This is a genomic window from Allobosea sp. OAE752, assembly GCF_050433265.1.
Classification (GTDB): Bacteria; Pseudomonadota; Alphaproteobacteria; order Rhizobiales; family Beijerinckiaceae; genus Allobosea; species Allobosea spartocytisi.
In genome coordinates this window covers 203,472-225,434 of sequence record NZ_JBNPXO010000003.1, presented here as the reverse complement: position 1 = coordinate 225,434, position 21,963 = coordinate 203,472, and the positions used below count along the sequence as shown (strand labels likewise).

21 protein-coding genes are annotated in these 21,963 nt (G+C 67.7%); 14 read left to right on the top strand and 7 right to left on the bottom strand.

All coding sequences use genetic code 11. The annotated features are described in order from the left end of the window. Nucleotides 1–132: 132 nt before the first annotated feature. Nucleotides 133–1,125, bottom strand: a complete 993-nt coding sequence (gene galE, locus GGC47_RS10250) for a UDP-glucose 4-epimerase GalE (protein WP_113254908.1) — start codon at nt 1,123–1,125, stop codon at nt 133–135. A 169-nt stretch (nt 1,126–1,294) separates the two neighbouring features. Between galE and galU the strand changes: the two genes are divergently transcribed. From galU to grxD, 7 genes are all read left to right on the top strand, one after another. Further along, entirely contained in the window at nt 1,295–2,173 is an 879-nt protein-coding gene (galU, locus tag GGC47_RS10245; RefSeq protein WP_112765230.1) for a UTP--glucose-1-phosphate uridylyltransferase GalU, read from the top strand. A 213-nt stretch (nt 2,174–2,386) separates the two neighbouring features. Further along, nucleotides 2,387–3,274: a methyltransferase domain-containing protein gene (locus tag GGC47_RS10240; protein WP_142022023.1), complete on the top strand. Its 888-nt coding sequence runs from the start codon at nt 2,387–2,389 to the stop codon at nt 3,272–3,274. After that, nucleotides 3,274–3,711 (top strand): acyl-CoA thioesterase, encoded by a 438-nt coding sequence (locus GGC47_RS10235; RefSeq protein ID WP_142022022.1) that lies wholly within the window; start codon nt 3,274–3,276, stop codon nt 3,709–3,711. Before GGC47_RS10240 ends, GGC47_RS10235 begins: the two co-directional genes overlap by 1 nt. A gap of 94 nt (nt 3,712–3,805) precedes the next feature. Continuing rightward, nucleotides 3,806–6,016 carry a phosphoribosylformylglycinamidine synthase subunit PurL gene (gene purL / locus GGC47_RS10230; RefSeq protein WP_142022021.1) on the top strand — a complete coding sequence of 737 codons (2,211 nt, stop codon included), beginning with the start codon at nt 3,806–3,808 and terminating at the stop codon, nt 6,014–6,016. A 12-nt stretch (nt 6,017–6,028) separates the two neighbouring features. Beyond that, nucleotides 6,029–6,262, top strand: coding sequence for a BolA/IbaG family iron-sulfur metabolism protein (locus tag GGC47_RS10225; RefSeq protein WP_038363838.1), 234 nt, complete (start codon nt 6,029–6,031; stop codon nt 6,260–6,262). Further along, a complete protein-coding gene (locus tag GGC47_RS10220) occupies nt 6,259–6,735 on the top strand; it encodes a hypothetical protein (protein ID WP_142022020.1) in 477 nt (158 codons plus the stop codon). Before GGC47_RS10225 ends, GGC47_RS10220 begins: the two co-directional genes overlap by 4 nt. 121 nt (nt 6,736–6,856) lie before the next feature. Further along, nucleotides 6,857–7,192, top strand: a complete 336-nt coding sequence (grxD, locus tag GGC47_RS10215) for a Grx4 family monothiol glutaredoxin (RefSeq protein ID WP_112765233.1) — start codon at nt 6,857–6,859, stop codon at nt 7,190–7,192. 45 nt (nt 7,193–7,237) lie between these two features. Here the strand turns inward: grxD and GGC47_RS10210 are convergent, their stop codons facing one another. The 4 genes from GGC47_RS10210 to tlpA all read right to left on the bottom strand — a co-directional run bounded on the left by GGC47_RS10210 (nt 7,238) and on the right by tlpA (nt 11,247). Then, nucleotides 7,238–7,486 carry a DUF1272 domain-containing protein gene (locus GGC47_RS10210; protein ID WP_142022019.1) on the bottom strand — a complete coding sequence of 83 codons (249 nt, stop codon included), beginning with the start codon at nt 7,484–7,486 and terminating at the stop codon, nt 7,238–7,240. Between the two features lie 191 nt (nt 7,487–7,677). Further along, a complete protein-coding gene (locus tag GGC47_RS10205; protein ID WP_142022176.1) occupies nt 7,678–9,408 on the bottom strand; it encodes a carbamoyltransferase family protein in 1,731 nt (576 codons plus the stop codon). A 77-nt stretch (nt 9,409–9,485) separates the two neighbouring features. Then, entirely contained in the window at nt 9,486–10,505 is a 1,020-nt protein-coding gene (locus GGC47_RS10200; protein ID WP_142022018.1) for a hypothetical protein, read from the bottom strand. A 112-nt stretch (nt 10,506–10,617) separates the two neighbouring features. Next, nucleotides 10,618–11,247 (bottom strand): thiol:disulfide interchange protein TlpA, encoded by a 630-nt coding sequence (tlpA, locus tag GGC47_RS10195; protein ID WP_112765236.1) that lies wholly within the window; start codon nt 11,245–11,247, stop codon nt 10,618–10,620. Nucleotides 11,248–11,277: 30 nt separating this feature from the next. On the opposite strand from tlpA, the gene argH reads away from it, so the two are divergent. The 4 genes from argH (at nt 11,278) to GGC47_RS10175 (ending at nt 17,563) form a co-directional block, all read left to right on the top strand. Continuing rightward, nucleotides 11,278–12,663 carry an argininosuccinate lyase gene (argH, locus tag GGC47_RS10190; RefSeq protein WP_142022017.1) on the top strand — a complete coding sequence of 462 codons (1,386 nt, stop codon included), beginning with the start codon at nt 11,278–11,280 and terminating at the stop codon, nt 12,661–12,663. Between the two features lie 207 nt (nt 12,664–12,870). Continuing rightward, a complete protein-coding gene (lptM, locus tag GGC47_RS10185; RefSeq protein ID WP_133564704.1) occupies nt 12,871–13,149 on the top strand; it encodes an LPS translocon maturation chaperone LptM in 279 nt (92 codons plus the stop codon). 172 nt (nt 13,150–13,321) lie between these two features. After that, on the top strand, nt 13,322–14,611 hold the full coding sequence (lysA, locus tag GGC47_RS10180) for a diaminopimelate decarboxylase (protein ID WP_142022016.1): 1,290 nt from the start codon (nt 13,322–13,324) through the stop codon (nt 14,609–14,611). 225 nt (nt 14,612–14,836) lie between these two features. Continuing rightward, nucleotides 14,837–17,563, top strand: a complete 2,727-nt coding sequence (locus GGC47_RS10175; protein ID WP_142022015.1) for a TIGR02302 family protein — start codon at nt 14,837–14,839, stop codon at nt 17,561–17,563. A 21-nt stretch (nt 17,564–17,584) separates the two neighbouring features. Here the strand turns inward: GGC47_RS10175 and GGC47_RS10170 are convergent, their stop codons facing one another. Beyond that, nucleotides 17,585–18,532, bottom strand: a complete 948-nt coding sequence (locus tag GGC47_RS10170; protein ID WP_142022014.1) for a polyprenyl synthetase family protein — start codon at nt 18,530–18,532, stop codon at nt 17,585–17,587. A gap of 72 nt (nt 18,533–18,604) precedes the next feature. Between GGC47_RS10170 and mtgA the strand changes: the two genes are divergently transcribed. Continuing rightward, a complete protein-coding gene (gene mtgA, locus GGC47_RS10165; RefSeq protein ID WP_081925442.1) occupies nt 18,605–19,315 on the top strand; it encodes a monofunctional biosynthetic peptidoglycan transglycosylase in 711 nt (236 codons plus the stop codon). Nucleotides 19,316–19,514: 199 nt separating this feature from the next. After that, complete coding sequence (gene rpmF, locus GGC47_RS10160; RefSeq protein ID WP_038363858.1) at nt 19,515–19,700, top strand: 50S ribosomal protein L32; 186 nt, start codon at nt 19,515–19,517, stop codon at nt 19,698–19,700. 171 nt (nt 19,701–19,871) lie between these two features. On the opposite strand, the gene GGC47_RS10155 is transcribed toward rpmF, so the two are convergent. Next, a complete protein-coding gene (locus GGC47_RS10155; RefSeq protein ID WP_162720285.1) occupies nt 19,872–20,030 on the bottom strand; it encodes a hypothetical protein in 159 nt (52 codons plus the stop codon). 211 nt (nt 20,031–20,241) lie between these two features. Between GGC47_RS10155 and GGC47_RS10150 the strand changes: the two genes are divergently transcribed. Continuing rightward, entirely contained in the window at nt 20,242–21,930 is a 1,689-nt protein-coding gene (locus tag GGC47_RS10150) for a GGDEF domain-containing phosphodiesterase (RefSeq protein ID WP_051988132.1), read from the top strand. Nucleotides 21,931–21,963 lie beyond the last annotated feature (33 nt).

Sequence of the window (21,963 nt, the reverse complement as noted above, 5' to 3'; positions counted from 1 at the left end):
CACCGTCATTCCGGGCGAAGGCCCGGAATCCATCACAGAGCGCGGTGCTTCTCGATGGATTCCGGATCGGCGCCGCTGACGCGGCTTGTCCGCAATGACGGTGGGTTTTCGGAAGACGGCGTGATGTGAAGTTCAGGCCGAGGCGTTCTTCATCCTGAGCTTCTCCTCCCAGGCGAGGGCCTGGCCGACGATCTCCTCCAGATCGTCATGCTGCGGCCGCCAGCCGAGTTCGGCCTGGATGCGGTCGGCGCGGGCGATGAGCGAGGCCGGGTCACCGGGCCGGCGCGCGGCGAGCGTCACCGGGAAGTCGATGCCGGAGACCTTCTTCACCACCTCGGTGACCTCCTTCACCGAATAGCCGCGGCCATAGCCGCAGTTCAGCGTCAGGCTCGTGCCGCCGTCGCGCAGATGGTCGAGCGCGGCGAGATGGGCGCGGGCGAGATCGGTGACATGGATGTAGTCGCGCACGCAGGTGCCGTCGGGCGTCGCGTAATCCGTGCCGAAGATGGTGAGCCCGTCGCGCTGGCCGAGCGCGGCCTGGCTCGCGACCTTGATCAGATGGGTGGCGTTGGGCGAGGACTGGCCGGAACGCCCCTTCGGGTCGGCGCCGGCGACGTTGAAATAGCGCAGGGCGATGTAGGAGAAGCCATGGGCCTTCGCGGCGTCCTGCAGCATCCATTCGCTCATCAGCTTGGAGCGGCCATAGGGGTTGATCGGGTTGAGCGCGATCTCCTCGGGCACGGGCGAGACGGCGGGCTCGCCATAGACCGCCGCCGTCGAGGAGAAGATCACGTGCTTGACGCCGCCGCGCACGGCGCTTTCAATCAATGCTCGGGTTTTGACAGTATTATTGAAATAATAACCAAGCGGATCACTCACCGATTCAGGAACAACGATTCGCGCCGCGAAATGCGCCAGCGCCGTTACGCCATGCTCGGCGATCAGCTTCTCGACCAGCTCCTGATCGCCGACATCCCCTTGAATGAAGGTCGCTTCGGGCGGAACGGCCCACCAGAAACCGGTCGAGAGATTGTCGAGAACCACGACCTTTTCGCCGCGATCGAGCAATTCCAGCACCATATGACTGCCGATGTAGCCGGCGCCGCCTGAGACCAATACCGCCATTGTCACTCTTGCCTCATCTTCGTCTGGAACTCTGCCTATCCGAAACCGGTTGACGGGTTCTCAAGGCCTGTCAGCTAATACGCTCCTGATGGCCGACGACAGTGACAGTTGTGCGGCCCACCCCATCAAAGCCTCGCTTCGGCAAAGGCACTCGCGTCAAGGACCCTTCATGACGAAACGCATCCGCAAGGCCGTTCTCCCTGTCGCTGGTCTCGGCACCCGCTTCCTGCCCGCCACCAAGGCGATCCCGAAGGAGATGCTGACCATCGTCGACCGTCCGGTCGTGCAGCATGTCGTCGATGAGGCGCGCGCCGCCGGCATCGAGCATTTCATCTTCGTCACCGGCCGCAACAAGGCGGTGATCGAGGATCATTTCGACATGGCCTACGAGCTGGACGATACCCTCGCCAAGCGCAACAAGACCAGGGAATTGGAGGCGCTGAAGCACGATCTGCCGGCAGCGGGCGCGACCAGCTTCACCCGCCAGCAGGCGCCGCTCGGCCTCGGCCATGCGGTCTGGTGCGCGCGCGAGATCGTCGGCGACGAGCCTTTCGCGCTGCTGCTGCCGGACATGCTGCACTACAGCGCGGGCAAGGGCTGCCTCGCCGAGATGATCGAGGCCTATGACCAGCATGGCGGCAACCACATCGCCGTCGCGCCGGTGCCGGACGATCAGACGCATCAATACGGCATCGTCGGCGTCGAGGACGCCAGGGCCAAAGTCTCGAAGATCACCGGCATGGTCGAGAAGCCGCCGAAGGGCACCGCTCCGTCCAACCTGCACATCACTGGCCGCTACATCCTGCAGCCGACGATCTTCAACCTGCTCGCCAACCAGGAGAAGGGTGCGGGCGGCGAGATCCAGCTCACCGATTCGATGATCGCGCTGTCGCATCAGGAGCCGTTCTTCGCGGTGCGCTTCGATGGCGAGATCTACGACACCGGCTCGAAGATCGGCTTCCTGACGGCGAATGTGGCCTATGCGCTCGACCGCGGCGATCTCGGCCCGCAACTGCGCGCGGAAATCGAGAAGCTGCTCGATCGCTGAAGCGGACAGGAAGAGCGTGGGTCATCCCGGGCGACCACAGGTCGACCCGGGAGCCATGTCGGACCGGTTCAGGCGGGGATTCCGGATCTCCGCTTCGCTCCGTCCGGGACGCCCCGCGTTTGATAGGCATGGGAAACCGCCTCCCGCAGTCGATTTGCCGGGTGGCCATTCCCTGGAAAATGCCGGATGAGGGGCCATGCAGGAGATGCCCCGTTGAGTGACCAGAGCCTCGTGTTCGATCGTGCGCTCGGCCGGTCGCGGCTGAAGCGCGCGCTTGCCGGTGACTACCCGGATTTCCTGCTGCAACGCGCGGCCGGCGATCTGGAGGAGCGGCTCGGCGCGGTGCTGCGCGAATTCGGGGTGGCGGTCGATCTCGGCACGCCGCTGCCGGTCGTCGCGCCGGTCCTTGCCGGCAAGGCGGGTCGGGTGTGGCGCATGGCGGAGGCGGACGGTGCGTCGGCCGATCTGGTCGGCGATCTCGAACGGCTGCCCTTCGCGGCCGGCTCGCTCGATCTGGCCGTCTCGCTGCTGGCGCTGCACGGCGTCAACGACCTGCCCGGCGCGCTCATCCAGATCAAGCGGGCGCTCAAGCCCGACGGGCTGTTCATGGCCTGCCTGCTCGGCGGGCGCTCCCTGCAGGAGCTCCGGCAGACGCTGCTCGAAGCCGAGAGCGAGACGACTGGCGGGGTCAGCCCGCGCGTCGCGCCCTTCGCCGATCTGCGCGACCTCGGCGGGCTCCTCCAGCGAGCCGGTTTCGCCCTGCCCGTCATCGACAGCGAGACCGTGACCGTGCGCTATCGCGACGCCTTCGGTCTCTTCCGCGATCTCAGGGCGATGGGCTGGGCCAACACCCTCGTCGCGCGCCGCAAGGCACCGCTGAAGCGGGAGACCTTGCTGCGGGCGGCGTCGCTCTATGCCGAGCGCTTCGCCGATGCCGATGGACGCCTGCCGGCGACCTTCGAGTTCGTGTGGCTCTCCGGCTGGGCGCCGCATGAGAGCCAGCAGAAGCCCTTGCGGCCGGGTTCGGCCAAGGTGCGGCTGGCCGATGCGCTCGGCGTGCCGGAGATCAAGACCGGCGAGAAGCCGGGAGGCGAAGGCTGATGGCCGAGCGTGCATCCCGCCTGACTCGCGGCGATTTCCGCATCTTCCGCGCCATTCCGACGCGCTGGCACGACAATGACGTCTATGGCCACGTCAACAACGTCGTCTATTACGGCTGGTTCGACACGGCGGTGAATGGCTGGCTGATCGAGAACGGCTTCCTCGATCCGGCGACGAGCGAGATCGTCGGGCTCGTGGTCGAGACCGGCTGCAGCTATTTCGAGAGCGTCGCCTTTCCCGAAACCGTCGAAGCGGGCATCGCGGTGGAACGGCTCGGCACCAGCTCCGTGACCTATCGCATCGGAATCTTCAGGCAGGGGAGCGAGCAGGCGGCGGCGCAAGGACGCTTCACCCATGTCTATGTCGCGCGGGCGAGCCAGAAGCCGGTGCCGATTCCGGCGCCGCTCAGGGCCGCGTTGACTGCCATCCAGAGCTGAAAACGGCGTCTCAGCCGCGAATGCGTTGTCTCGCACGTTAAGGCAGGCTATGCCCCTGCCAACCCCTTGCCGGACCGCCAGGAAGCCTGAGCCCGTGATTCCGAACGACATCAAGATCACCCCGCAACTCGTCGCCGAGCACGGCCTGAAGCCGGACGAGTACCAGCGCTTCCTGCATCTGATCGGCCGCGAGCCGACGATCACCGAGCTCGGCATCGTCTCGGCGATGTGGAACGAGCACTGCTCCTACAAATCCTCGAAGATCCATCTGAAGACGCTGCCGACCAAGGCGCCCTGGGTGATCCAGGGTCCCGGCGAGAATGCCGGCGTCATCGATATCGGCGAGGGCACGGCCATCGTCTTCAAGATGGAGAGCCACAACCACCCGTCCTTCATCGAGCCCTATCAGGGCGCGACGACGGGCGTCGGCGGCATCCTGCGCGACGTCTTCACCATGGGCGCGCGCCCGATCGCCGTCCTCGACGCGCTGCGCTTCGGCGATCCGGCGCATCCGAAGACCCGCCACCTCGTCTCCGGCGTCGTTGCCGGCATCGGCGGCTACGGCAATTCCTTCGGCGTGCCGAATGTCGGCGGCGCCACCGGCTTCCACACGCGCTATGACGGCAACATCCTCGTCAACGCCATGGCGGTCGGCATCGCCAAGGCCGACGAGATCTTCTACGCCAAGGCCTCCGGCGTCGGTAAGGCGATCGTCTATCTGGGATCCAAGACCGGCCGTGACGGCATCCATGGCGCGACCATGGCCTCGGCCGAATTCGACGACAAGTCGGAGGAGAAGCGCCCGACCGTGCAGGTCGGCGACCCCTTCGCCGAGAAGCTGCTGCTCGAAGCCTGCCTCGAGATCATGGCCGCCGGCCATGTCGACGCGATCCAGGACATGGGCGCTGCCGGCCTGACCTGCTCGGCCGTCGAGATGGGCGCCAAGGGCGATCTCGGCGTCGAGCTCGACCTCGACAAGGTGCCCTGCCGCGAGGAGGGCATGAGCGCCTATGAGATGATGCTCTCGGAGAGCCAGGAGCGCATGCTCATGGTGATCAAGCCGGGCCATGAGGAGGCCGCCGAGGCGATCTTCACCAAATGGGGGCTCGACTTCGCCGTCATCGGCCACACCACCGACACGCTGCGTTTCGTCGTGAAGCATCAGGGCGAGGTCATGGCCGACCTGCCGATCAAGGAGCTTGGCGACGAGGCCCCCGAATATGACCGGCCCTGGATCGAGACCCCGCCGCAGCAGCGCATCGCGCCGGAAAGCGTGACGCCGCCCTGCGGCAACGCCGAGGCGCTGAAGAGGCTGATCGGCTCGCCGGACCTGTCGTCGAAGCGCTGGATCTGGGAGCAGTACGACACGCTGATCCTCGGTAATTCGGTGGTGCGGCCCGGCGGTGATTCCGGCGTCATCCGCATCGAGGAGGGGCCGCGGGGCCTCGCCATGACGGCTGATGTCACGCCGCGCTATTGCGAGGCCGATCCCTTCGAGGGTGGCAAGCAGGCGGTGGCGGAAGCCTGGCGCAATCTCACCGCGGTGGGCGCGACGCCGCTCGCCATCACCGACAACCTCAACTTCGGCAATCCCGAGAAGCCGGAGGTCATGGGCCAGTTCGTCGGTTGCGTCCGCGGCATCGGCGAGGCCTGCAAGGCGCTCGATTTCCCGGTCGTCTCGGGCAATGTCTCGCTCTACAACGAGACCAACGGCGTCTCGATCCTGCCGACCCCGACCATTGGCGGCGTCGGCGTCATGGCCGATGTCACGAAGCACGCCACCATTGCCTTCAAGGGCGAGCGCGAGGCCATCATCCTGATCGGCGAGACCGCGGGCTGGCTCGGCCAGAGCTCTTATCTCGCGACCATCTGCGGCCGGGAGGAAGGCGCCCCGCCGCCTGTCGATCTCGCGATCGAGCGCCGCAACGGCGATTTCGTGCGCGGGCTGATCGCGTCGGGCACGGTCTCGACCTGCCATGATGTGTCGGATGGCGGGCTTGCGGTTGCGCTTGCCGAGATGGCGATGGCCAAGGGCGTCGGCGCGACCATCGAGACGCTGCCGGCCGGCTCGGCCCACGCCGCACTCTTCGGCGAGGATCAGGCGCGCTATGTCCTGACGGTCCCGGCTGCCGAGGCCGATGCGGTGATCGCGGCGGCGAAGGCGGCTGGCGTGCCGGCGCTTACCATCGGCAAGACGGGCGGCACGGCGCTCAGCCTTCCGGGCGAGCCGGCCCTGGCTGTCGCCGATCTGCGCAAGATCCATGAAGACTGGCTGCCGTCCTACATGGCCGGCAAAGCGGCCTGAGGAGGCAAGACCATGGCGATGGACGCGCACGAGATCGAGCGCATGATCAAGGCGGCGCTGCCGGATGCGGCGGTCGAGATCAAGGATCTGGCTGGGGACGGCGACCACTATGCCGCGACCGTCACCTCGGCGGCCTTCAAGGGCAAGACCCGGGTGCAGCAGCACCAGATGGTCTATGCCGCGCTGCAGGGGAATATGGGCGGCGTGCTGCACGCCCTTGCGCTGACGACGGCGGTGGCGGAATGAGCCGGCCGGCGCCGGGGGGGCTGCGCCTCGCGCCGTGGCGCGCCGGCCTGGCTGCCGCTGGGTTCTGCATCGCGCTGGGCGCTAGTCCGGTCATGGCCCAGATCATGCCGCCGGTGGAGGATCCGGCCGCGAATTCGCGTGCCTTGCTCGACAAGCTCCAGAGTGACGGCGGCGAGCCTTTCGTCGCCGAGGTGATGCGGCTTCTGAGGAAGAAGGGCGAGAACACCGAGCTCTCCACCAATCTCAGGCCGTTCAGCAAGAAGAAGCCCGACGTCCTCGGCCTCGCCTATGACCGGAACTTCAACGACCTGATCCGGGTGATGGTGTTCTACGCACAGTACGACGATAACCGCTATCCGTTCATGTACTTCCAGTTCACCTACAAGAAGATCAAAGAGGGCTGGGCGATGACCAATTTCCGCTTCGAGAACGAGGCGTCGCGCGCCTTCCCCGAGGGGTATGCCGCGCCCTGAGGGCCGATGAGCGGCCGGGGCTGGTGCGAGGTGCTCTGGAATCTGCTAACGCTCGCCCCGATATAAGGCGGACCGCACCAGCGAGCGCCATCAGATCGTCCGGCAGAAAGGCCGTTATCCCATGTCCGACATCAATGCCCGTATCGATGCCGAAGTGAAGAGCAACGACGTCGTGCTGTTCATGAAGGGCACGCCGCAATTCCCGATGTGCGGCTTCTCCGGCCAGGTCGTGCAGATCCTCGGCTATATCGGCGTGCCGTTCAAAGGCGTGAACGTGCTGGAGGATCAGGAGATCCGCGAGGGCATCAAGGCCTATTCGAACTGGCCGACGATCCCGCAGCTCTACGTCAAGGGCGAGTTCGTCGGCGGCTGCGACATCACCCGTGAGATGTTCCAGGCCGGCGAATTGCAGGCGCTCTTCGAGGAGAAGGGCATTTCGGTGAAGCAGGCGAGCTGAGGGCTCGCCGGTTTCCCAATCAGCTTTCTGACCTGACGGTGCTTCTCAGGCCGCCGCGCATTGCGGGTGCGGCTTGCGGACGCGTTCTGTCGATGCCGGGTGTTTCGCCAGCATGCGCTCCGGCCTGATCGGCCGGCGCGTGAAGTCGCCGCCGCAGTTCGGGCAGATGCCGGCGAAGCGCGTCTCGGCGCAATCGGTGCAAAAGGTGCATTCATAGGTGCAGATCAGGGCGTCGCGCGACTGGGGCGGCAGGTCCCGGTCGCAGCATTCGCAGTTCGGGCGCAGTTGCAGCATGGCGTCGTCTCCTTTTGCGGGTGGCGGAAGAATGACCGCAAACCGGGACGACGCCAGCGACTTCGCGTGATCCGACCGATCAATGGCGCGGATCGATTTTTCTCGACCTTGGAATTTTGCACTGTCATCCCGGGCGACCGCAGGGAGACCCGGGATGACGGCGTGTTTTTGGGAATGCCTGACTGCGCCGGCTATTTCACCAGCAGCCAGTCGTCGATCACCAGCGCGTCGAGCCCGCTCGTATAGAACATCAGGATGGCGTCCTCCGCCGTGTGCAGGATCGGCTTGCCCATGATGTTGAAGGAGGTGTTGAGGATCACCGGCACGCCCGTCAGTTCATGGAAGGCCGAGATCAGCGCGTGATAGCGCGGGTTGCGCTCGGCCTTGACGCTCTGGAGGCGGCCCGTCGCGTCCTCATGGACCACGGCCGGGACGCGGTCACGCACCGTCTCCTTCCAGGTGAGGGTGCGCTCCATATAGGGTGCGTCCTGGTAGTTCTCGAACCAGTCGGCGGCGTGCTCGGCCAGGATCGAGGGGGCGAAGGGGCGGAAGGCCTCGCGGTACTTCACCTTGGCGTTGAGGATGTCCTTGGCGTCGGCCGGGCGCGGATCGGCGATAATCGAGCGGTTGCCCAGCGCGCGCGGGCCGAACTCGGCGCGGCCCTGCACCCAGCCGATCAATTTGCCCTCGGTGAGCAGTTTGGCGGTGACCGGCGCGATCTCGTCGGCGCTGAGCTTGCGCAGGCGCGGCTCCCAAGCCTGCATGCGTTTGAAGGGCTCGGTCGAGACCGTCGAACCGAGATAGGGCGAAAGCGGCCCCTTCGGCGCGCGCCAATCCGGGTTCGCCTCTGCGTGGCTGAGCCACGCCGCGCCGATCGCATTGCCGTCATCGGCGGGCGCCGAGGGAACGAAGACCGTCCGGAAGCCATGCCGGCCAACGATCTTGCCGTTGAAGGAGGAGTTCAGCGCGCAGCCGCCGGCCATGACGAGGTTTTCGCTTGGGACCAGAGCGGCGGTCTCGGCGAGCAGCGCCTCCATCATCTCGGCGAAGACATCCTGCCCGCAGCGGGCGAGGTCGGCCCAGCCCTTGTCGAGCGCGTCGGCCGGGCGGCGGGCGAGGATTTCGGCGGCAACCGCCTGCACGATATCCGCCTTGGCGAAGGAGAGCTTGTGGCCCTCGATCGCATAGAGCCTGCGCAATAGCGCCATCAATTCCGGATCGGTCTTGCCATAGGGGGCGAGCCCCATGATCTTCCATTCCTCGCCCTTGGCTTGGTCGAAGCCGGCGAGGTCGGTGACGAGGCCGAAATAGAAGCCGATCGATTCCCGGCCGCGATGGCGCTTCACCTCGCGCAGCTTGCCGTTCTCCAGTGCGAAGATGGCCGAGGCGCCGGTCTCGCCCATGCCGTCGACGACGAGGCAGGCGGCGTTGTCGAAGGGCGAGGACCAGCAGGCATAGGCTGCGTGGCTGAGATGGTGGCCGTAGCGCTTCAAGCCAGTGACATTGGCCTTGCCATAGGCGCGGTCGAGGCCGAGCAGCACGCCCATGCCGGCGCGCTGTTGGGCGTGGTGGAGCGAGGCGATGAGCGCGCGCTCGGTGCGTTCCGGCACGAGCGAGCGGTTGAGCTCGGGCGAGAGTTTGAGCAGCGCCTCAAGGCTGAGGGAGCCGGCGCGCGCCATCTGGTCGAGGAAGCCGGTGAAGTCCTCGCCCCAGCTCGTGGCGATCGCGACCTCGGCGCCGTCCGGGATGTAGCGCTTCAGCAGCCCTTCCATGCGCGGGGCCGAATCCGGCTCGCAGTTCGGCGCGCGCTTGTACTGCAGATAGCGCTCGGTCGCCTCGGCGAAGAGAACCTCGCCATTCGGGCCGATGATCGCGAGGGCGGGGTCGTGGAAGGTGGTGGCGAGGCCGATCGTGTAACGCATGGACATGCCTTTACCCGTGCCGGGGCGCCGCGCCAATCCGAATGGCGCGGGCCGTCGCTGCGCGCGGGGGAGGGTTGCTATTTGTCCTTGAAGGAGATGCTCGCTGCCGTCTGGTCGATGGCTGGCTGGAGTTGCGGCATCTCGCTTTCGTCGGCCATGACGATCAGCCGCACGAAGCGGCTATCCGGCCCGATCGCCAGATACTGGGCAAAGCTCTTGTTGCTGCCATTCGGGTGCTTGAACGAGCCCGTGAGCAGCATGCCGTTCTGGCCGGCGAAGGGCACGCGCTTGCGCTCGGCGACCGTGGCGTTTTCCAGATTATGCGTGCCCTTGAGCAGGCTTTCGGAAAGGGCGTCCTCCTGGCCGGGCTTGACCGGCCCGGTGGGCTGGTAGGCGACGACCAGCAATGGCTGCGTGCCGGAAGGATCGGTGTTCTTGTCGCCGACCGTCATCAGCAGGCCGGAGCCGCCGATGCTGTCGATCACGCGGAAGGGCGCGGCCGCCTTGATGGCGAAGGGCAGGGCGGCGAGCTTCTCGTCGAGCGACGGCTCCTTGCCGAGCGAGACCGAGGCGATCATCGCCTTGATCTGCGCCGGGGCGAGCTTGGCCTTCTGCGGTGCCTGCACCGTCAGCATCACGGTCTTCTCGCCCTTGAGCAGGACGATCCATTTGTCGAAGGTGTCGCCGGTCGGTGCGATCTGCGAGCCTGTCAGCAAGGGCACCTTGTCGCCGCCGACAGTGATCTGTTCCACCGATTTGATCGTGATGTTCTGGCGGGCGAAGTTCGCCTTGGCCACATCGGCATTGCCGAACAGGGTGGAGAGCTGCGCATGGGCCTCGGGCGGCAGCTCGACGATCAGCACGCTCGCCTGGTTCGCCTTGTTCACCAGACCGGAGAAGCCGGTGGCCGGCTCGAAGCCCTTCGGTGCGGCGAGCGAGACGCTGGTGCCGGGGATCGGCTTGCGCTCCTGCGCGACGGCCGGCGCCAGCGCCAGCCAGGCGATGCAGGCGAGCGCGACGGCACCGGACTTGCCGAGCCGGGACTTGCCGGATCCGGAGCTGCCGAATCGGCTCGCGCGGCTGCGTGGATGGGTCATGGCTCGTCCTTCCGGTCTTCGATGTCGTCCGCAACAGAACGCCGCAATGCGACAAGAGTTCGTCATGCCGCCGGCTCTGCGGTCCATCCGGTCTTTGGTCAGGTGGAATTGGTCAGGGTCGGCCCGTGGCCGCGGCCATCAGTGCCTTCGAATCGGCGCTCGCCCAATCGGCCGGGCCCTGGATGATGCCGAGCTCGCAGCCCGTCTTGTCGACGATGATGCTGACCGGCATGCCCTCGACCTTATGCGCCTTGCGCAGCGCCTGGAAGGTCGAAGCCTGCGGGTCGCCGTAGAAGGGCAGGGTGGTGACCTTGTTCTCGGCCAGCCAGGCCTTCGGCTTGTCGAGGTTGCGCGTGTCGATATTGATGGCGACGACCGCGAAATCGGGGCCGCCCATCTCGCGCTCCAGCACGTCGAGCGCCGGCATTTCCTTTAGGCAGGGCGCGCACCAGGTCGCCCAGAGATTGACCAGCACGGTCTTGCCCTTGAAGTCGGCGAGCGTCAGCGGCTTACCGTCCGGCCCGCTGAAGGCGAGCTCGGGCGCCGGCTCGGGCCGGGGGCGGATCTCGACCGCCGCGACCTCGCCCTTCGCCAGCGGCGCCATGCGCGCTGCGGTCTTGGCGGCCGCGCTGCATGATCCGTTGCCGGCATCGCCCAGCCCGGAGTAGAAGGCTGCCACGCCAGCGAGGCCGAGCGCCGCCACGACCCCGAGGGCCAGTCCGATCTTCGTTCCTGACGTCATCGTGCGTCCTCAAAAGCAGGAAAGACCGCCGTGAGCAACCGCATGTGGGGTGGGCGTTTCGCCACAGGTCCCGACGCCATCATGGAGGAGATCAACGCCTCCATCGATTTCGACAAGAGGCTCTGGCGCCAGGACATCCGCGGTTCGCTGGCGCATGCCGCCATGCTGGCCGAAACCGGCATCCTGACCAAGGAAGACGTCGCGACGATCACCGCCGGCCTCAAGCAGGTCGAAGGCGAAATCGAGAGCGGCGCCTTCACGTTTTCGCGTGCGCTCGAAGACGTCCACATGAACGTCGAGTCGAACCTCAAGGACAAGATTGGCCTGGCCGCCGGCCGGCTGCACACCGCCCGCTCGCGCAACGACCAGGTCGCGACCGACATGCGGCTCTGGGTGCGCGACACGCTCGACGAGCTCGACGGGCAGATGGCCGATCTCCAGCGCGCGCTGGCCGAGAAGGCCGATACCTATGCCGGCGCCGTGATGCCGGGCTTCACCCATCTGCAATCGGCGCAGCCGGTCACCTTCGGCCATCATCTGCTCGCCTATGTCGAGATGCTCGGCCGCGACCGCGGCCGGGTGCGCGATGCCCGTGTCCGCCTCAACGAATGCCCGCTGGGCGCGGCCGCGCTCGCCGGCACCTCTTTCCCGATCGACCGGCATATGACGGCGAAGGCGCTCGGCTTCGACCGGCCGACGGCGAACTCGCTCGATTCGGTCTCGGATCGCGATTTCGCGCTGGAGACGCTGTCGACGGCCTCGATCTGCGCCATGCATCTCTCGCGGCTGGCCGAGGAGATCGTGCTCTGGGCGACGCCGCAATTCGGCTTCGTCAGGCTCTCCGACGCCTTCTCGACGGGATCCTCGATCATGCCGCAGAAGCGCAACCCCGACGCGGCCGAGCTGGTGCGCGGCAAGGCGGGGCGCGTCTTCGGCGCGCTGCAGGCGCTGCTGACGATGATGAAGGGCCTGCCGCTGAGCTATTCCAAGGACATGCAGGAGGACAAGGAAGGGACATTCGACGCCCTCCAGACGCTTTCGCTGTGCCTCGCCGCGATGGCCGGCATGGTCCGGGACATGCAGCCCGACCTCAAGGCGATGAAGAAGGCGGCGGGCGCCGGCTATGCCACGGCGACCGACCTCGCCGACTGGCTTGTGCGCGTGCTGAAGATGCCGTTCCGCGACGCCCATCACGTCACCGGCCGGCTCGTCGGCATCGCCTCGGAGAAGAAGGTCGGGCTGGAGAAGCTGACGCTCGCCGAGATGCAGGCGGTCGAGCCGCAGATCACCGAGGCCGTCTTCGCCGTGCTCGGCGTCGACCAGTCGGTGAAGAGCCGCGTCAGCTATGGCGGCACGGCCCCGGCCAATGTCCGCAAGCAGGCCAGGCGCTGGCTGAAGCAGCTCGCGAAAGGCTAGTCGGACGGCGAAACGCCACGTCATCCCGGGCTTGACCCGGGATCCATCGACGGGCGTTGGTGCTCTACGATGGATTCCGGATCTCCGCTTCGCGGCGTCCGGAATGGCGGCGAAGGATTAATGGCGGCGAAGGATTGTCGCAACCGCTCGCGCTTCGCCGCATCCTCCGCTACTGTCCCGCCACGTTTCGTTCGAGGGTTCGTCTTCGTGCTTCCATCCCGTCTGAATCTTGCCCGCCTGAAATTCGGCCGCACCCTCCTGGTCGTCGGCCTCCTCGGCGTGGCGCTCGCCGCCTGCGGGCGCAAGGGGCCGCTCGAAGCGCCGCCGAACGTCTCCGGCGCCGTCGACCTGCCGGACAACCAGATCGGCGCGCAGTCGAACGATGTGTCGGATTACGGTTCGGCCTCGGTGCTGGCCAAGCCGGCCAAGGCGAACCGGGCGATCACCGTGCCGGAAAAACCGTTCCTGCTCGATCCGCTGATGTGAGCGGCGGCGCCCTCATCAGCTTGCCGCGAAGTCATCCCGGCCAAGCGTAGCGCAGAGCCGGGATCCATGCCTGAGCCTCGACCGGAAGCGCTCCGGCAGGGATTCCGGGTCTCCTTTCGGTCGCCCGGGATGACGGCGACGGTTCAACAGATCTCGTTCCGGGGTTCCGCCCATGCATCATTTCGCCTATCGCGACGGCTCGCTCCATGCCGAGGGCGTCGACCTCAACCGGATCGCGGCCGAAATCGGCACGCCGGTCTATGTCTATTCGAGCGCGACGATCGAGCGGCACTACAAGCTCTTCGAGCAGGCACTGAAGAAGGCCGTGCCGGCGGGCAAGGCGCATGTCTTCTACGCCATGAAGGCGAACGGCAATCTCGGCGTGCTGAAGACGCTGGGCGGGCTCGGCGCGGGCGTCGATACCGTCTCCGAGGGCGAGGTGCGCAAGGCGCTGGCCGCCGGCATCCCGCCCGAGAAGATCGTGTTTTCCGGTGTCGGCAAGAGCGAGCAGGAATTGCGTTTCGCCGTCGAGGCCGGGATCTACCAGGTCAATATCGAGAGCGAGAGCGAGCTCGACCTGCTCTCGAAGGTTTCGGCCTCGCTCGGCAAGCGGCAGGAGGCGGTGTTCCGGGTCAATCCCGATATCGGCGCCGGCGGCCATGCCAAGATCACGACGGGCTCCTCCGAGAACAAGTTCGGCGTCTCCTTCGAGGAGGTCGGGCGGCTCTATGGGCGGGCGGCCAACATGCCGGGCGTGCGGATCATGGGGCTTGCCGTGCATATCGGCAGCCAGATCCGCGAGATCGACGCCTTCGAGGCGGCCTATGCCAAGATGGTGGCGCTGGTCGGCGCGCTGAAGGGGGAGGGGCACCGCGTCGAGCGGCTCGATCTCGGCGGCGGGCTGGGCATTCCCTACGACATCCCGAAGAGCTTCGATTACGGCCCGGGGCTGATCGAGGCCTATGCCGAGATGGTGGGACGGGTGACGAAGGGGCTCGATGTCGAGCTCGGCTTCGAGCCGGGACGTCTCATCGTCGGCAATGCCGGCATCCTGCTGACGCGGGTACTGCATCTCAATCCGCGCCCGACCAAGCAGTTCCTCATCGTCGACGCGGCGATGAACGACCTCGTCCGGCCGGCGATGTACGAGGCCTATCACGAGATCTGGCCGGTGGCCGAGCCGGCGATCGGGGCGCCGGACGTCGCTTATGACGTGGTCGGGCCGATCTGCGAATCGGGCGACACCTTCACCACCGGGCGGGTGCTGTCGGCGCTGAAGCAGGGCGATCTCATCGCCTTCATGACCGCCGGCGCCTATGGCGCCTCGATGTCCTCGACCTACAATCAGCGCCTGCTCGTGGCCGAGGTGATGGTCAAGGGCGACCAATATGCCGTGACCCGTCCGCGCCAGAGCTATGAGGAGCTGATCGGGGCGGACAGGTTGCCGGGGTGGTTCGCGTAGATTCACGCGTCATGCTCGGGCTTGACCCGAGAATCTCATGACCAGTTGGCTCTGGTTTCAGCGATGCTCGGGTCAAGCCCGGGCATGACGGCCTGTGTGCCCGTTCACGAAACGTCGAGCGCGGTGCAAAGGCCGGTCCGGGGACTGGCAATGCCACATTCCCGTGTTAGCCTGCTTCAGTAAGGCGATGAACCGACGGAAATGGGGGCTGCCCGGAGCGATGGCATGAGCGAGGCAGAGCGCCGCAAGGCGCCCGACACGATGGACGGCATCCGGCAACGGTTGCGCCGCCTCACGCTGGCCTCGCGGGTTTCGCTCGGCTGGGAACGGCTGTGGCCGCGGCTGTGGTTGCCGCTCGGCGTCGTCCTCGCCTTCCTCGCCTTGTCCTGGTTCGGACTGTGGACCCATCTGCCTTGGTATGGGCGGATCGCGGGCGTGCTCGCCTTTGCGGGGGCCCTTCTCGCCAGCCTCTGGCACGTCGCCCGCATCGTGCTGCCGACGCATCGCGACGCGCTGACCCGGCTCGATCGCTCCTTCGCCGGCGGGCATCGTCCCGCTTCGGCGCTGCAGGACAGCCTCGCCGTCGGCTCCAGCGATCCGGTTTCGCAAGCTCTCTGGAAGCTGCATGTCGAGCGCCAGAGCCGGCAGGTCGCGGCGCTCAGGATCGAGGCGCCGCATCCGCTGATGGCGGCTCGCGACCGGCGGGCGCTGCGCGCGGTGCCGCTGCTCGCCGCCATTGCGGCCTTCTTCGTCGCCGGGCCCGAGACGACGCAGCGCCTCTCAGCCGCCTTCGACTGGCAGGGTCCGCCGGGCGCCTCGCCCTCGACCCGCATCGACGCCTGGATCGACCCGCCGGCCTATACCCGCCTGCCGCCGATCCTGATCGACTTCGCCAAGCTCGCGAGCCCGCGTCTCAGCGCGCCGGAGAAGTCGACGATCGTCGTGCGCATCGCCGGCAAGACCAATATGGACGTCGTCACCACCGGAAAGCTCGAGACCAAGCCGGCCGAGGCCCAAGACGGCAAGGCCCAAGATGGCGAGGCGGGCGCCCAGCCGGCCCGGCAGGCACAAGGTAGCGACCCGCAGCAGGCGGTGCTGGAGAAGCGCTATGTGCTCGCCGGCAACGGCACGCTGAGATTGACCGGCAGCGGCGCGCCCGGCACCACGCTCAGCATCACCGCCATTCCCGACCTGCCGCCGACCATCGCCTTCGTCGATACGCCGAAGCCGGTCGTCGGCGCCCAGTCTGGCGGCTTGAGCATCACCTACAAGGCCAAGGACGATTACGGCATCGCCTCGATCGAGGTCGATGTCTCGCGCCCCGACGCCGCTGCCGGCGGCCGCTCGCTGGTCGATCCGCCGAAGCAGAACCTCGCCGTGCCCTCCTCCGCCACTGGCGAGGAGGAACTCAAGGGCACCGTCGATTTCTCGGCGCATCCCTGGGCTGGCGCCAAGGTCCGGATGGTGCTGATCGCCAAGGACGAGGCCGGGCAGGAGGGGCATAGCCAGCCGGTCGAGGTCGTGCTGCCGCAGCGCACCTTCACCAATCCGCTGGCCAAGGCGCTGGTCGAGCAGCGGCGCAAGCTCGTGATGAATGTCGACGACCGCTCCAGGGTGCAGCTCGCCATGGATGCGCTGATGATCGAGCCCGGGCTCTTCATGAAGGAGATGGGGACCTATCTCGGCATGCGCATGCTGACGGAGCGGCTGCGCAAATCCGGCAGCGACGACGAGTTGCGCGAGGTGTCCGAGCTGATGTGGGCGATGGCGCTCCAGCTCGAGGACGGCGACATGTCCGATGCCGAGCGGGCGCTGCGGCAGGCGCAGGAGAATCTGCAGCAGGCGCTGGAGCGTGGCGCCTCCGAGGAGGAGATCAAGAAGCTCACCGAGGAGATGCGGCGGGCGATGGACAACTACATGCGCCAGCTCGCCGAGCAGATGATGCGCCAGCAGCAGAACGGCCAGCAGAACCAGGCGCAGCTGCCGGAGAATTTCCGGACGGTGACGCCGCGCGACCTGCAGAACATGCTCGATCGCATCGAGGAATTGTCGCGGCGCGGCGACATGGCCGAGGCGCAGCGGCTGATGGAAGAGCTCAACCGGATGCTCAACAATCTGCAGATGGCGCGGCCCGGCCAGGGCGATCCGCGCCAGAACCAGATGAACCAGGCGCTGGGCGATCTCGACCGGATGACGCGCGACCAGCAGAACCTGCGCGACGAGACCTATCAGAACCAGCAGCGCGGGCAGGGGCAGACCCAGCGCGGCCAGCGCCCCGGCCAGCAGCAGGCGCGCCCCGGTCAGCGTGGCCAGCAGGGCCAGCAAGGGCAACGCGGCCAGCAGGGCCAGCGCGGTCAGCAGCCGGGCCAGCAACCGGGCGACCAGGGCGATGATGGCGAAGGCGGCGAGGGCATGCAGGGCCAGAACGGCCAGGGGCAGGGTGGCCTGTCCCAGCGCCAGCAGGCCCTGCGCGAGCGGCTGCAGGATTTGCAGCGGCGCATGCGCGGCATGGGCGCGCCGCAGAATGGCGAGCTCGGCGAGGCCGAGGAGGCGATGCGCGAGGCCGAACGGCAGCTCGGGCAAGGCGATGGGGAAGGGGCGCTGGACGCGCAGGGCCGCGCGCTCGACGCGCTGCGCCGCGGCGGCCAGAACCTCGCCCAGCAGATGCAGGGCCAGCCCGGCGAGGGCGACGGCGAGGGCCAGGCCTATGGCGAGCCGGACGGGCGCCAGCAGGGCCGCCCTTCGGCCCAGCAGCGCGGCAGCGAGGATCCGCTCGGCCGCCCGCAGCGTCAGCGCGACTGGGCCGATGGCCGGGTCAAGGTTCCCGGTGCCGACGAGAGCGCGACGCAGCGGGCGCGGCGCATCCTGGAGGAGCTGCGCAAGCGCCTCGGCGATCCGCTGCGGCCGCAGGAGGAACTGGATTATCTGGAGCGGCTGCTCCGGCGGAACTGAGCGGACCGCTCCCCGCGCCTCTCAGCTCTTTCGCTGCGCGGCGAAGCGCGCCGCGGCCCTGAGCGTGTCCGCCGTGGCCCCGAAGCCGTCGAGCGCCTTCACCGCCGCTTCGCTCAGCCGGTCGCGCTCGCGCTTGGCGCCGTCGAGCCCCAGCACGCCGATCAGCGTCGCCTTGCCCTTGTCCTCGTCCTTCGCCGTCGCCTTGCCCATTTGGGCCGCATCGGCCTCGACGTCGAGAATGTCGTCGGCGATCTGGAAGGTCGCGCCCAGCGCCCGGCCATAGGCGTCGAGCGCCGCCAGCGCCGCCGCATCGGCGCCGCCCAGCCGCGCGCCGATCTCGACGCTGGCCGCCAGCAGCGCCCCGGTCTTCATCGCCTGCAGGCGCCGGATCTCCGCCTCGGCCAAGGCATGCTTCTGGGCCTCGAAGCGGCCCTCGGCGGCGAGATCGAGCATCTGGCCGCCGACCATGCCGCCAAGCCCGGAGGCGCGGGCGAGGCAGCGCACCAGCGCCACCCTGATCTCACCCGATTCATGCGTCTCCGGATCGGCCAGCACGTCGAAGGCGAGCGTCAGCAGGGCATCGCCTGCCAGGATCGCGGTTGCCTCGTCATAGGCCTTGTGGACGGTGGGGCGCCCCCGGCGCAGATCGTCGTCGTCCATCGCCGGCAGGTCGTCATGAACAAGCGAATAGCAATGCAGCAGTTCGACCGCGGCGCCGGCCCGCAGCGCCTGTGCCGAGGGAACGCCGAGAAGCCGGGCCGTCTCCACCGTCAGGAACGGCCGCAGCCGCTTGCCGCCCGCGAGCGCGCCGTGGCGCATCGCGGCGACCAGACGCGGCGGACGCAGGATTTCGCCGGCCGCCGGCGTCTCGGACAGGAGGCTCTCGAGCAGCGTCTCGACCGCCGCGGCATTCTGCGCCAGCCGGGCATCGAGATCGGCGTGGCTGGCCTGTGACGGGACGGAACTCATGCGTGGGTCTCGCGTTCGCTGCCGGGACGGGGGCCTTGCCGGACGTTTGCCGCATCGTCAAGGTGCGGGGCCATGGCGGATGCGTCGGCGGAGCGGCGGGAAACAGGGAGCGGTCTCCTGGCTTGGGTTTTCGGATGGTGCCTGAGGCTGACCTTCTGGCTCGTCCTCGCCCTCGTCGTTGCTCTGGTGCTCTATCGATTCGTGCCCGTGCCCTCGACGCTGATGCTCGGCCGCTGGCTGACGCTGCGGCCGGTCGAGCGCGAATGGGTGCCGCTGGAGCGGATTTCGCCCAATCTGATCCGCGCTGTCATCGCCTCCGAGGACCAGCGCTTCTGCAGCCATCGCGGCGTCGACTGGGTCGAGCTCAACGCGGTGATGGAAGATGAGGATGGGCCGAGCCGCGGCGCATCGACGCTGACCATGCAGACCGCCAAGAACGTCTTCCTCTGGCCGGGGCGCTCCTACATCCGCAAGGGGCTGGAAATCCCGCTCGCGATGGTGAGCGACCTCGCCTGGGGCAAGCCGCGCGTCATCGAGGTCTATCTCAACGTCGCGGAATGGGGCGAGGGCCTGTTCGGGGCCGAGGCCGCGGCGCAGCATTATTTCCGCAAATCCGCCGCCCGGCTCACCCCGGTGGAGGCGGCGCGTCTTGCCGGGGCCCTGCCGAATCCGATCCTGCGCAATCCGGGCAAGCCGAGTCGCGCGCTGCAATCGGCCTCCGGGCGCGTTCTGCGCCGCATGGGCCAGCTCGGCTCCCTTGGCAATTGCGCCTTGCCCGGCTAACTCCTCCGCGAAGACGAAGCCGGCTCCGGCGCCCGACATCGTTATGGGCAAAGGTCAGTCAGCCACTTTTTCACATGAGGCTCTAGCCAGCGCACGCCTGAGCGTGTATGGGCAACGCCTCACGAGATTGATCCGTCGTCGTGGCGGTGGCGCAGCTTTGGCGAGCGGCGCTCCGAGCGGCGGCACGATGGAGAGTACAATGGCCGTTCCGAAGAAGAAGACGTCGCCGTCGAAGCGCGGCATGCGCCGCTCGGCCGACGCGCTGAAGCAGCCCACCTATATCGAGGACAAGAACTCCGGCGAACTGCGCCGCCCGCACCATGTCGATCTGAAGAGCGGCATGTATCGCGGCCGCCAGGTTCTCAAGGTCAAGGCCGACGCCTGAGCCGGAATGGCCGGATCGCCTCCGGCCTTCGCTCGAATCTGATGAAACCGGCCGAAAGGCCGGTTTTTTCTTTGTCTTGCCGGGCCGAGAGTCGCGCTCGGGACCTGTGAGCATGACGGCGCCGGAATGGCTGCCCTACCGCGATATGCCGGGGGCGGGGCTGTAAGCCCTTCAGCGCCTCGCCGACGACAACGCCGCCAGCCGCGCCGCGGCGCGATAAAGCAGCACGGCCGATTGCGACGTCGCCAGGCCCTTGAGCGCGAAGGGCCCGATCCGCGCTTTGAAGGCCGCGGCCTGCAGCAGCACGAGCGCGGACGCGCTGAGGTTCAACCCCTCAGGCGCTGGCCTCTCTCCGTTACGCATATGTCTCACTCCGGCACAGGCACTCTGTGACGGGGCGGAAGTTGCAAGACGGTCGCCACGCTTAACGGGGCGTTAAGCAAAAACCCTTCATCATTTCGAAACACTTCCCCAACCAGCCGGACATGGCGGGGCCGCACCAGAACGATGCGGCGCGAACAGTCCGATGAGGCCGCCCGCGATGCCTTCCCCCGCGCTTTTCAGCTTCCGCAAGGACAATGCGGCTGATCCGAGGGGATTGCTCTCGTCGATCGGCGAGGTGGTCTATAGCTGGGACATCCAGAGCGACGCGCTGAGCCTGGGCCCGAATGCTACGGATGTTTTCGGCACGCTCCCGGAGCGGGCGATGACGCGGGGCATCGGCTTCGCCGCACTCGTCGAGCCCGGCAGCGGCCCGAGCCGCTACGACGCGATCTTCGGCTCGAGCGAGCAGGATCAGGGCGAGGGCGTGCTCTACCGCACCCGCTACGCCATCGATCTCGGCGGCCGGAAGATGTGGGCCGAGGATACCGGCCGCTGGTTCGCCGGCAGCGACGGCCGCCCGGCCTGCGCCCGCGGCGTGCTGCGGCTCGACCGCGCGGTGCGCAGCGAGGAATTCGGCTCTTCCGGCAGCGATCTCTGCGACCGCCCGGCCCTGGTCGAGCAGATCGGCCTCAGCCTGCAGGAGCATCTGCCGCAGGACCGGCCGGTGGTCGTCCTCGTCGCGGCGATCGACGAGCTTGCGCGCCTCAACGACGATTTCGGCCATGAGGCGACCGACGAGATCGTCATCACGGCGCATGAGCGGCTGCGCTCGGTGACGCGCCAGCGCGACCATCTCGTTCGCTATGCCGGCAACAGCTTCGCGATCATCCTGTCCGGCTGCCCGCGCGACCAGATCGATTCGGCGGCCCGCCGCTTCATCAAGGTGGTCGCGGAATCCGCCATCGAGACCAGCCATGGCATCGCGCTGGTGCGGCTGCGCGTCGGCGCGGCCCATGCGCCCGAGCTCGGCAGCCATGCCGGCGAATTGCTGGCGGCGGCCGAGGGCGCGCTGGCGGCGGCGCGGGCCGGCGCCTGCGAGGATGCCGTCATCGCCCGCCCGCAGCGCCGGCGCCAGGACAGGGCCGACCATGGCGGGCTCGACGTCCAGGCCGTCACCGCGCTGAACGAGCGGCGGGTGCGGCTGGCCCTGCAGCCTGTCGTCTCGGCCCGCACCCGCGAGGTCGCCTTCCACGAAGCGCTGCTGCGCGTCGGGCAGCCCGAGGCCGGCCTGTTCTTCGCTTCGGCCGAGCTGGTGCCCCTGCTCGAGCGGCGCGGCCTCGTGCGGCTGTTCGACCATCGCGTGTTCGAGTTGGCGCTGGCGATGCTGGCCGGGGACCCGGCGCTCACGCTGTCGATCAACGTCTCGCCGGTCTCGCTCGGCGACCCCGAATGGCTCGACGCCTTCCTGACGCTGGCCGGCTCGTCGCGCGGCCTCGCCTCACGGCTGATCGTCGAGATCACCGAGACGGCGACCATCCAGGACCCGGTCCGGATCGCGAAGCTGCTCGCCCGGATCAAGCAGCATGGCTGCCGCATCGCGCTCGACGATTTCGGCGCGGGGCATACCTCGCTCAAGCATCTGCGCGCCTTCCCGATCGACATCCTGAAGATCGACGGGGCCTTTACGCAGAATCTGCGCCGCTCGACCGACGACCGCTTCTATGTCCGCACGCTGATCGATCTCGCGCGCCATCTCGAGGTCGAGACCGTCGCCGAATGGGTCGATGACGAGTTGCAGGCGACGATGCTGCGCGACTGGGGCGTCACCTATCTGCAGGGCCATCTCGTCGGTCGCGCCGAGCTCGTGACGGAAACCCAGCCGGAGCGCCGCCGCGCCGTCGGCTGATGCAGGCCGGGGCTGCGGCGGGCAACGCCCGCC

Excerpts from the sequence above, each read along its gene's own strand:
- GGC47_RS10220 (WP_142022020.1), top strand. The coding sequence starts at position 6,259 with ATGAGCCGGCCGGCGCCGGGGGGGCTGCGCCTCGCGCCGTGGCGCGCC.
- rpmF (WP_038363858.1), top strand. The coding sequence starts at position 19,515 with ATGGCCGTTCCGAAGAAGAAGACGTCGCCGTCGAAGCGCGGCATGCGC.
- GGC47_RS10150 (WP_051988132.1), top strand. The coding sequence starts at position 20,242 with ATGCCTTCCCCCGCGCTTTTCAGCTTCCGCAAGGACAATGCGGCTGAT.
- GGC47_RS10210 (WP_142022019.1), bottom strand. The coding sequence starts at position 7,486 with ATGCTGCAACTGCGCCCGAACTGCGAATGCTGCGACCGGGACCTGCCG.
- GGC47_RS10170 (WP_142022014.1), bottom strand. The coding sequence starts at position 18,532 with ATGAGTTCCGTCCCGTCACAGGCCAGCCACGCCGATCTCGATGCCCGG.
- GGC47_RS10175 (WP_142022015.1), top strand. The coding sequence starts at position 14,837 with ATGAGCGAGGCAGAGCGCCGCAAGGCGCCCGACACGATGGACGGCATC.
- galU (WP_112765230.1), top strand. The coding sequence starts at position 1,295 with ATGACGAAACGCATCCGCAAGGCCGTTCTCCCTGTCGCTGGTCTCGGC.
- lysA (WP_142022016.1), top strand. The coding sequence starts at position 13,322 with ATGCATCATTTCGCCTATCGCGACGGCTCGCTCCATGCCGAGGGCGTC.
- GGC47_RS10200 (WP_142022018.1), bottom strand. The coding sequence starts at position 10,505 with ATGACCCATCCACGCAGCCGCGCGAGCCGATTCGGCAGCTCCGGATCC.
- mtgA (WP_081925442.1), top strand. The coding sequence starts at position 18,605 with ATGGCGGATGCGTCGGCGGAGCGGCGGGAAACAGGGAGCGGTCTCCTG.
- grxD (WP_112765233.1), top strand. The coding sequence starts at position 6,857 with ATGTCCGACATCAATGCCCGTATCGATGCCGAAGTGAAGAGCAACGAC.
- GGC47_RS10225 (WP_038363838.1), top strand. The coding sequence starts at position 6,029 with ATGGCGATGGACGCGCACGAGATCGAGCGCATGATCAAGGCGGCGCTG.
- tlpA (WP_112765236.1), bottom strand. The coding sequence starts at position 11,247 with ATGACGTCAGGAACGAAGATCGGACTGGCCCTCGGGGTCGTGGCGGCG.
- galE (WP_113254908.1), bottom strand. The coding sequence starts at position 1,125 with ATGGCGGTATTGGTCTCAGGCGGCGCCGGCTACATCGGCAGTCATATG.
- GGC47_RS10235 (WP_142022022.1), top strand. The coding sequence starts at position 3,274 with ATGGCCGAGCGTGCATCCCGCCTGACTCGCGGCGATTTCCGCATCTTC.
- GGC47_RS10205 (WP_142022176.1), bottom strand. The coding sequence starts at position 9,408 with ATGCGTTACACGATCGGCCTCGCCACCACCTTCCACGACCCCGCCCTC.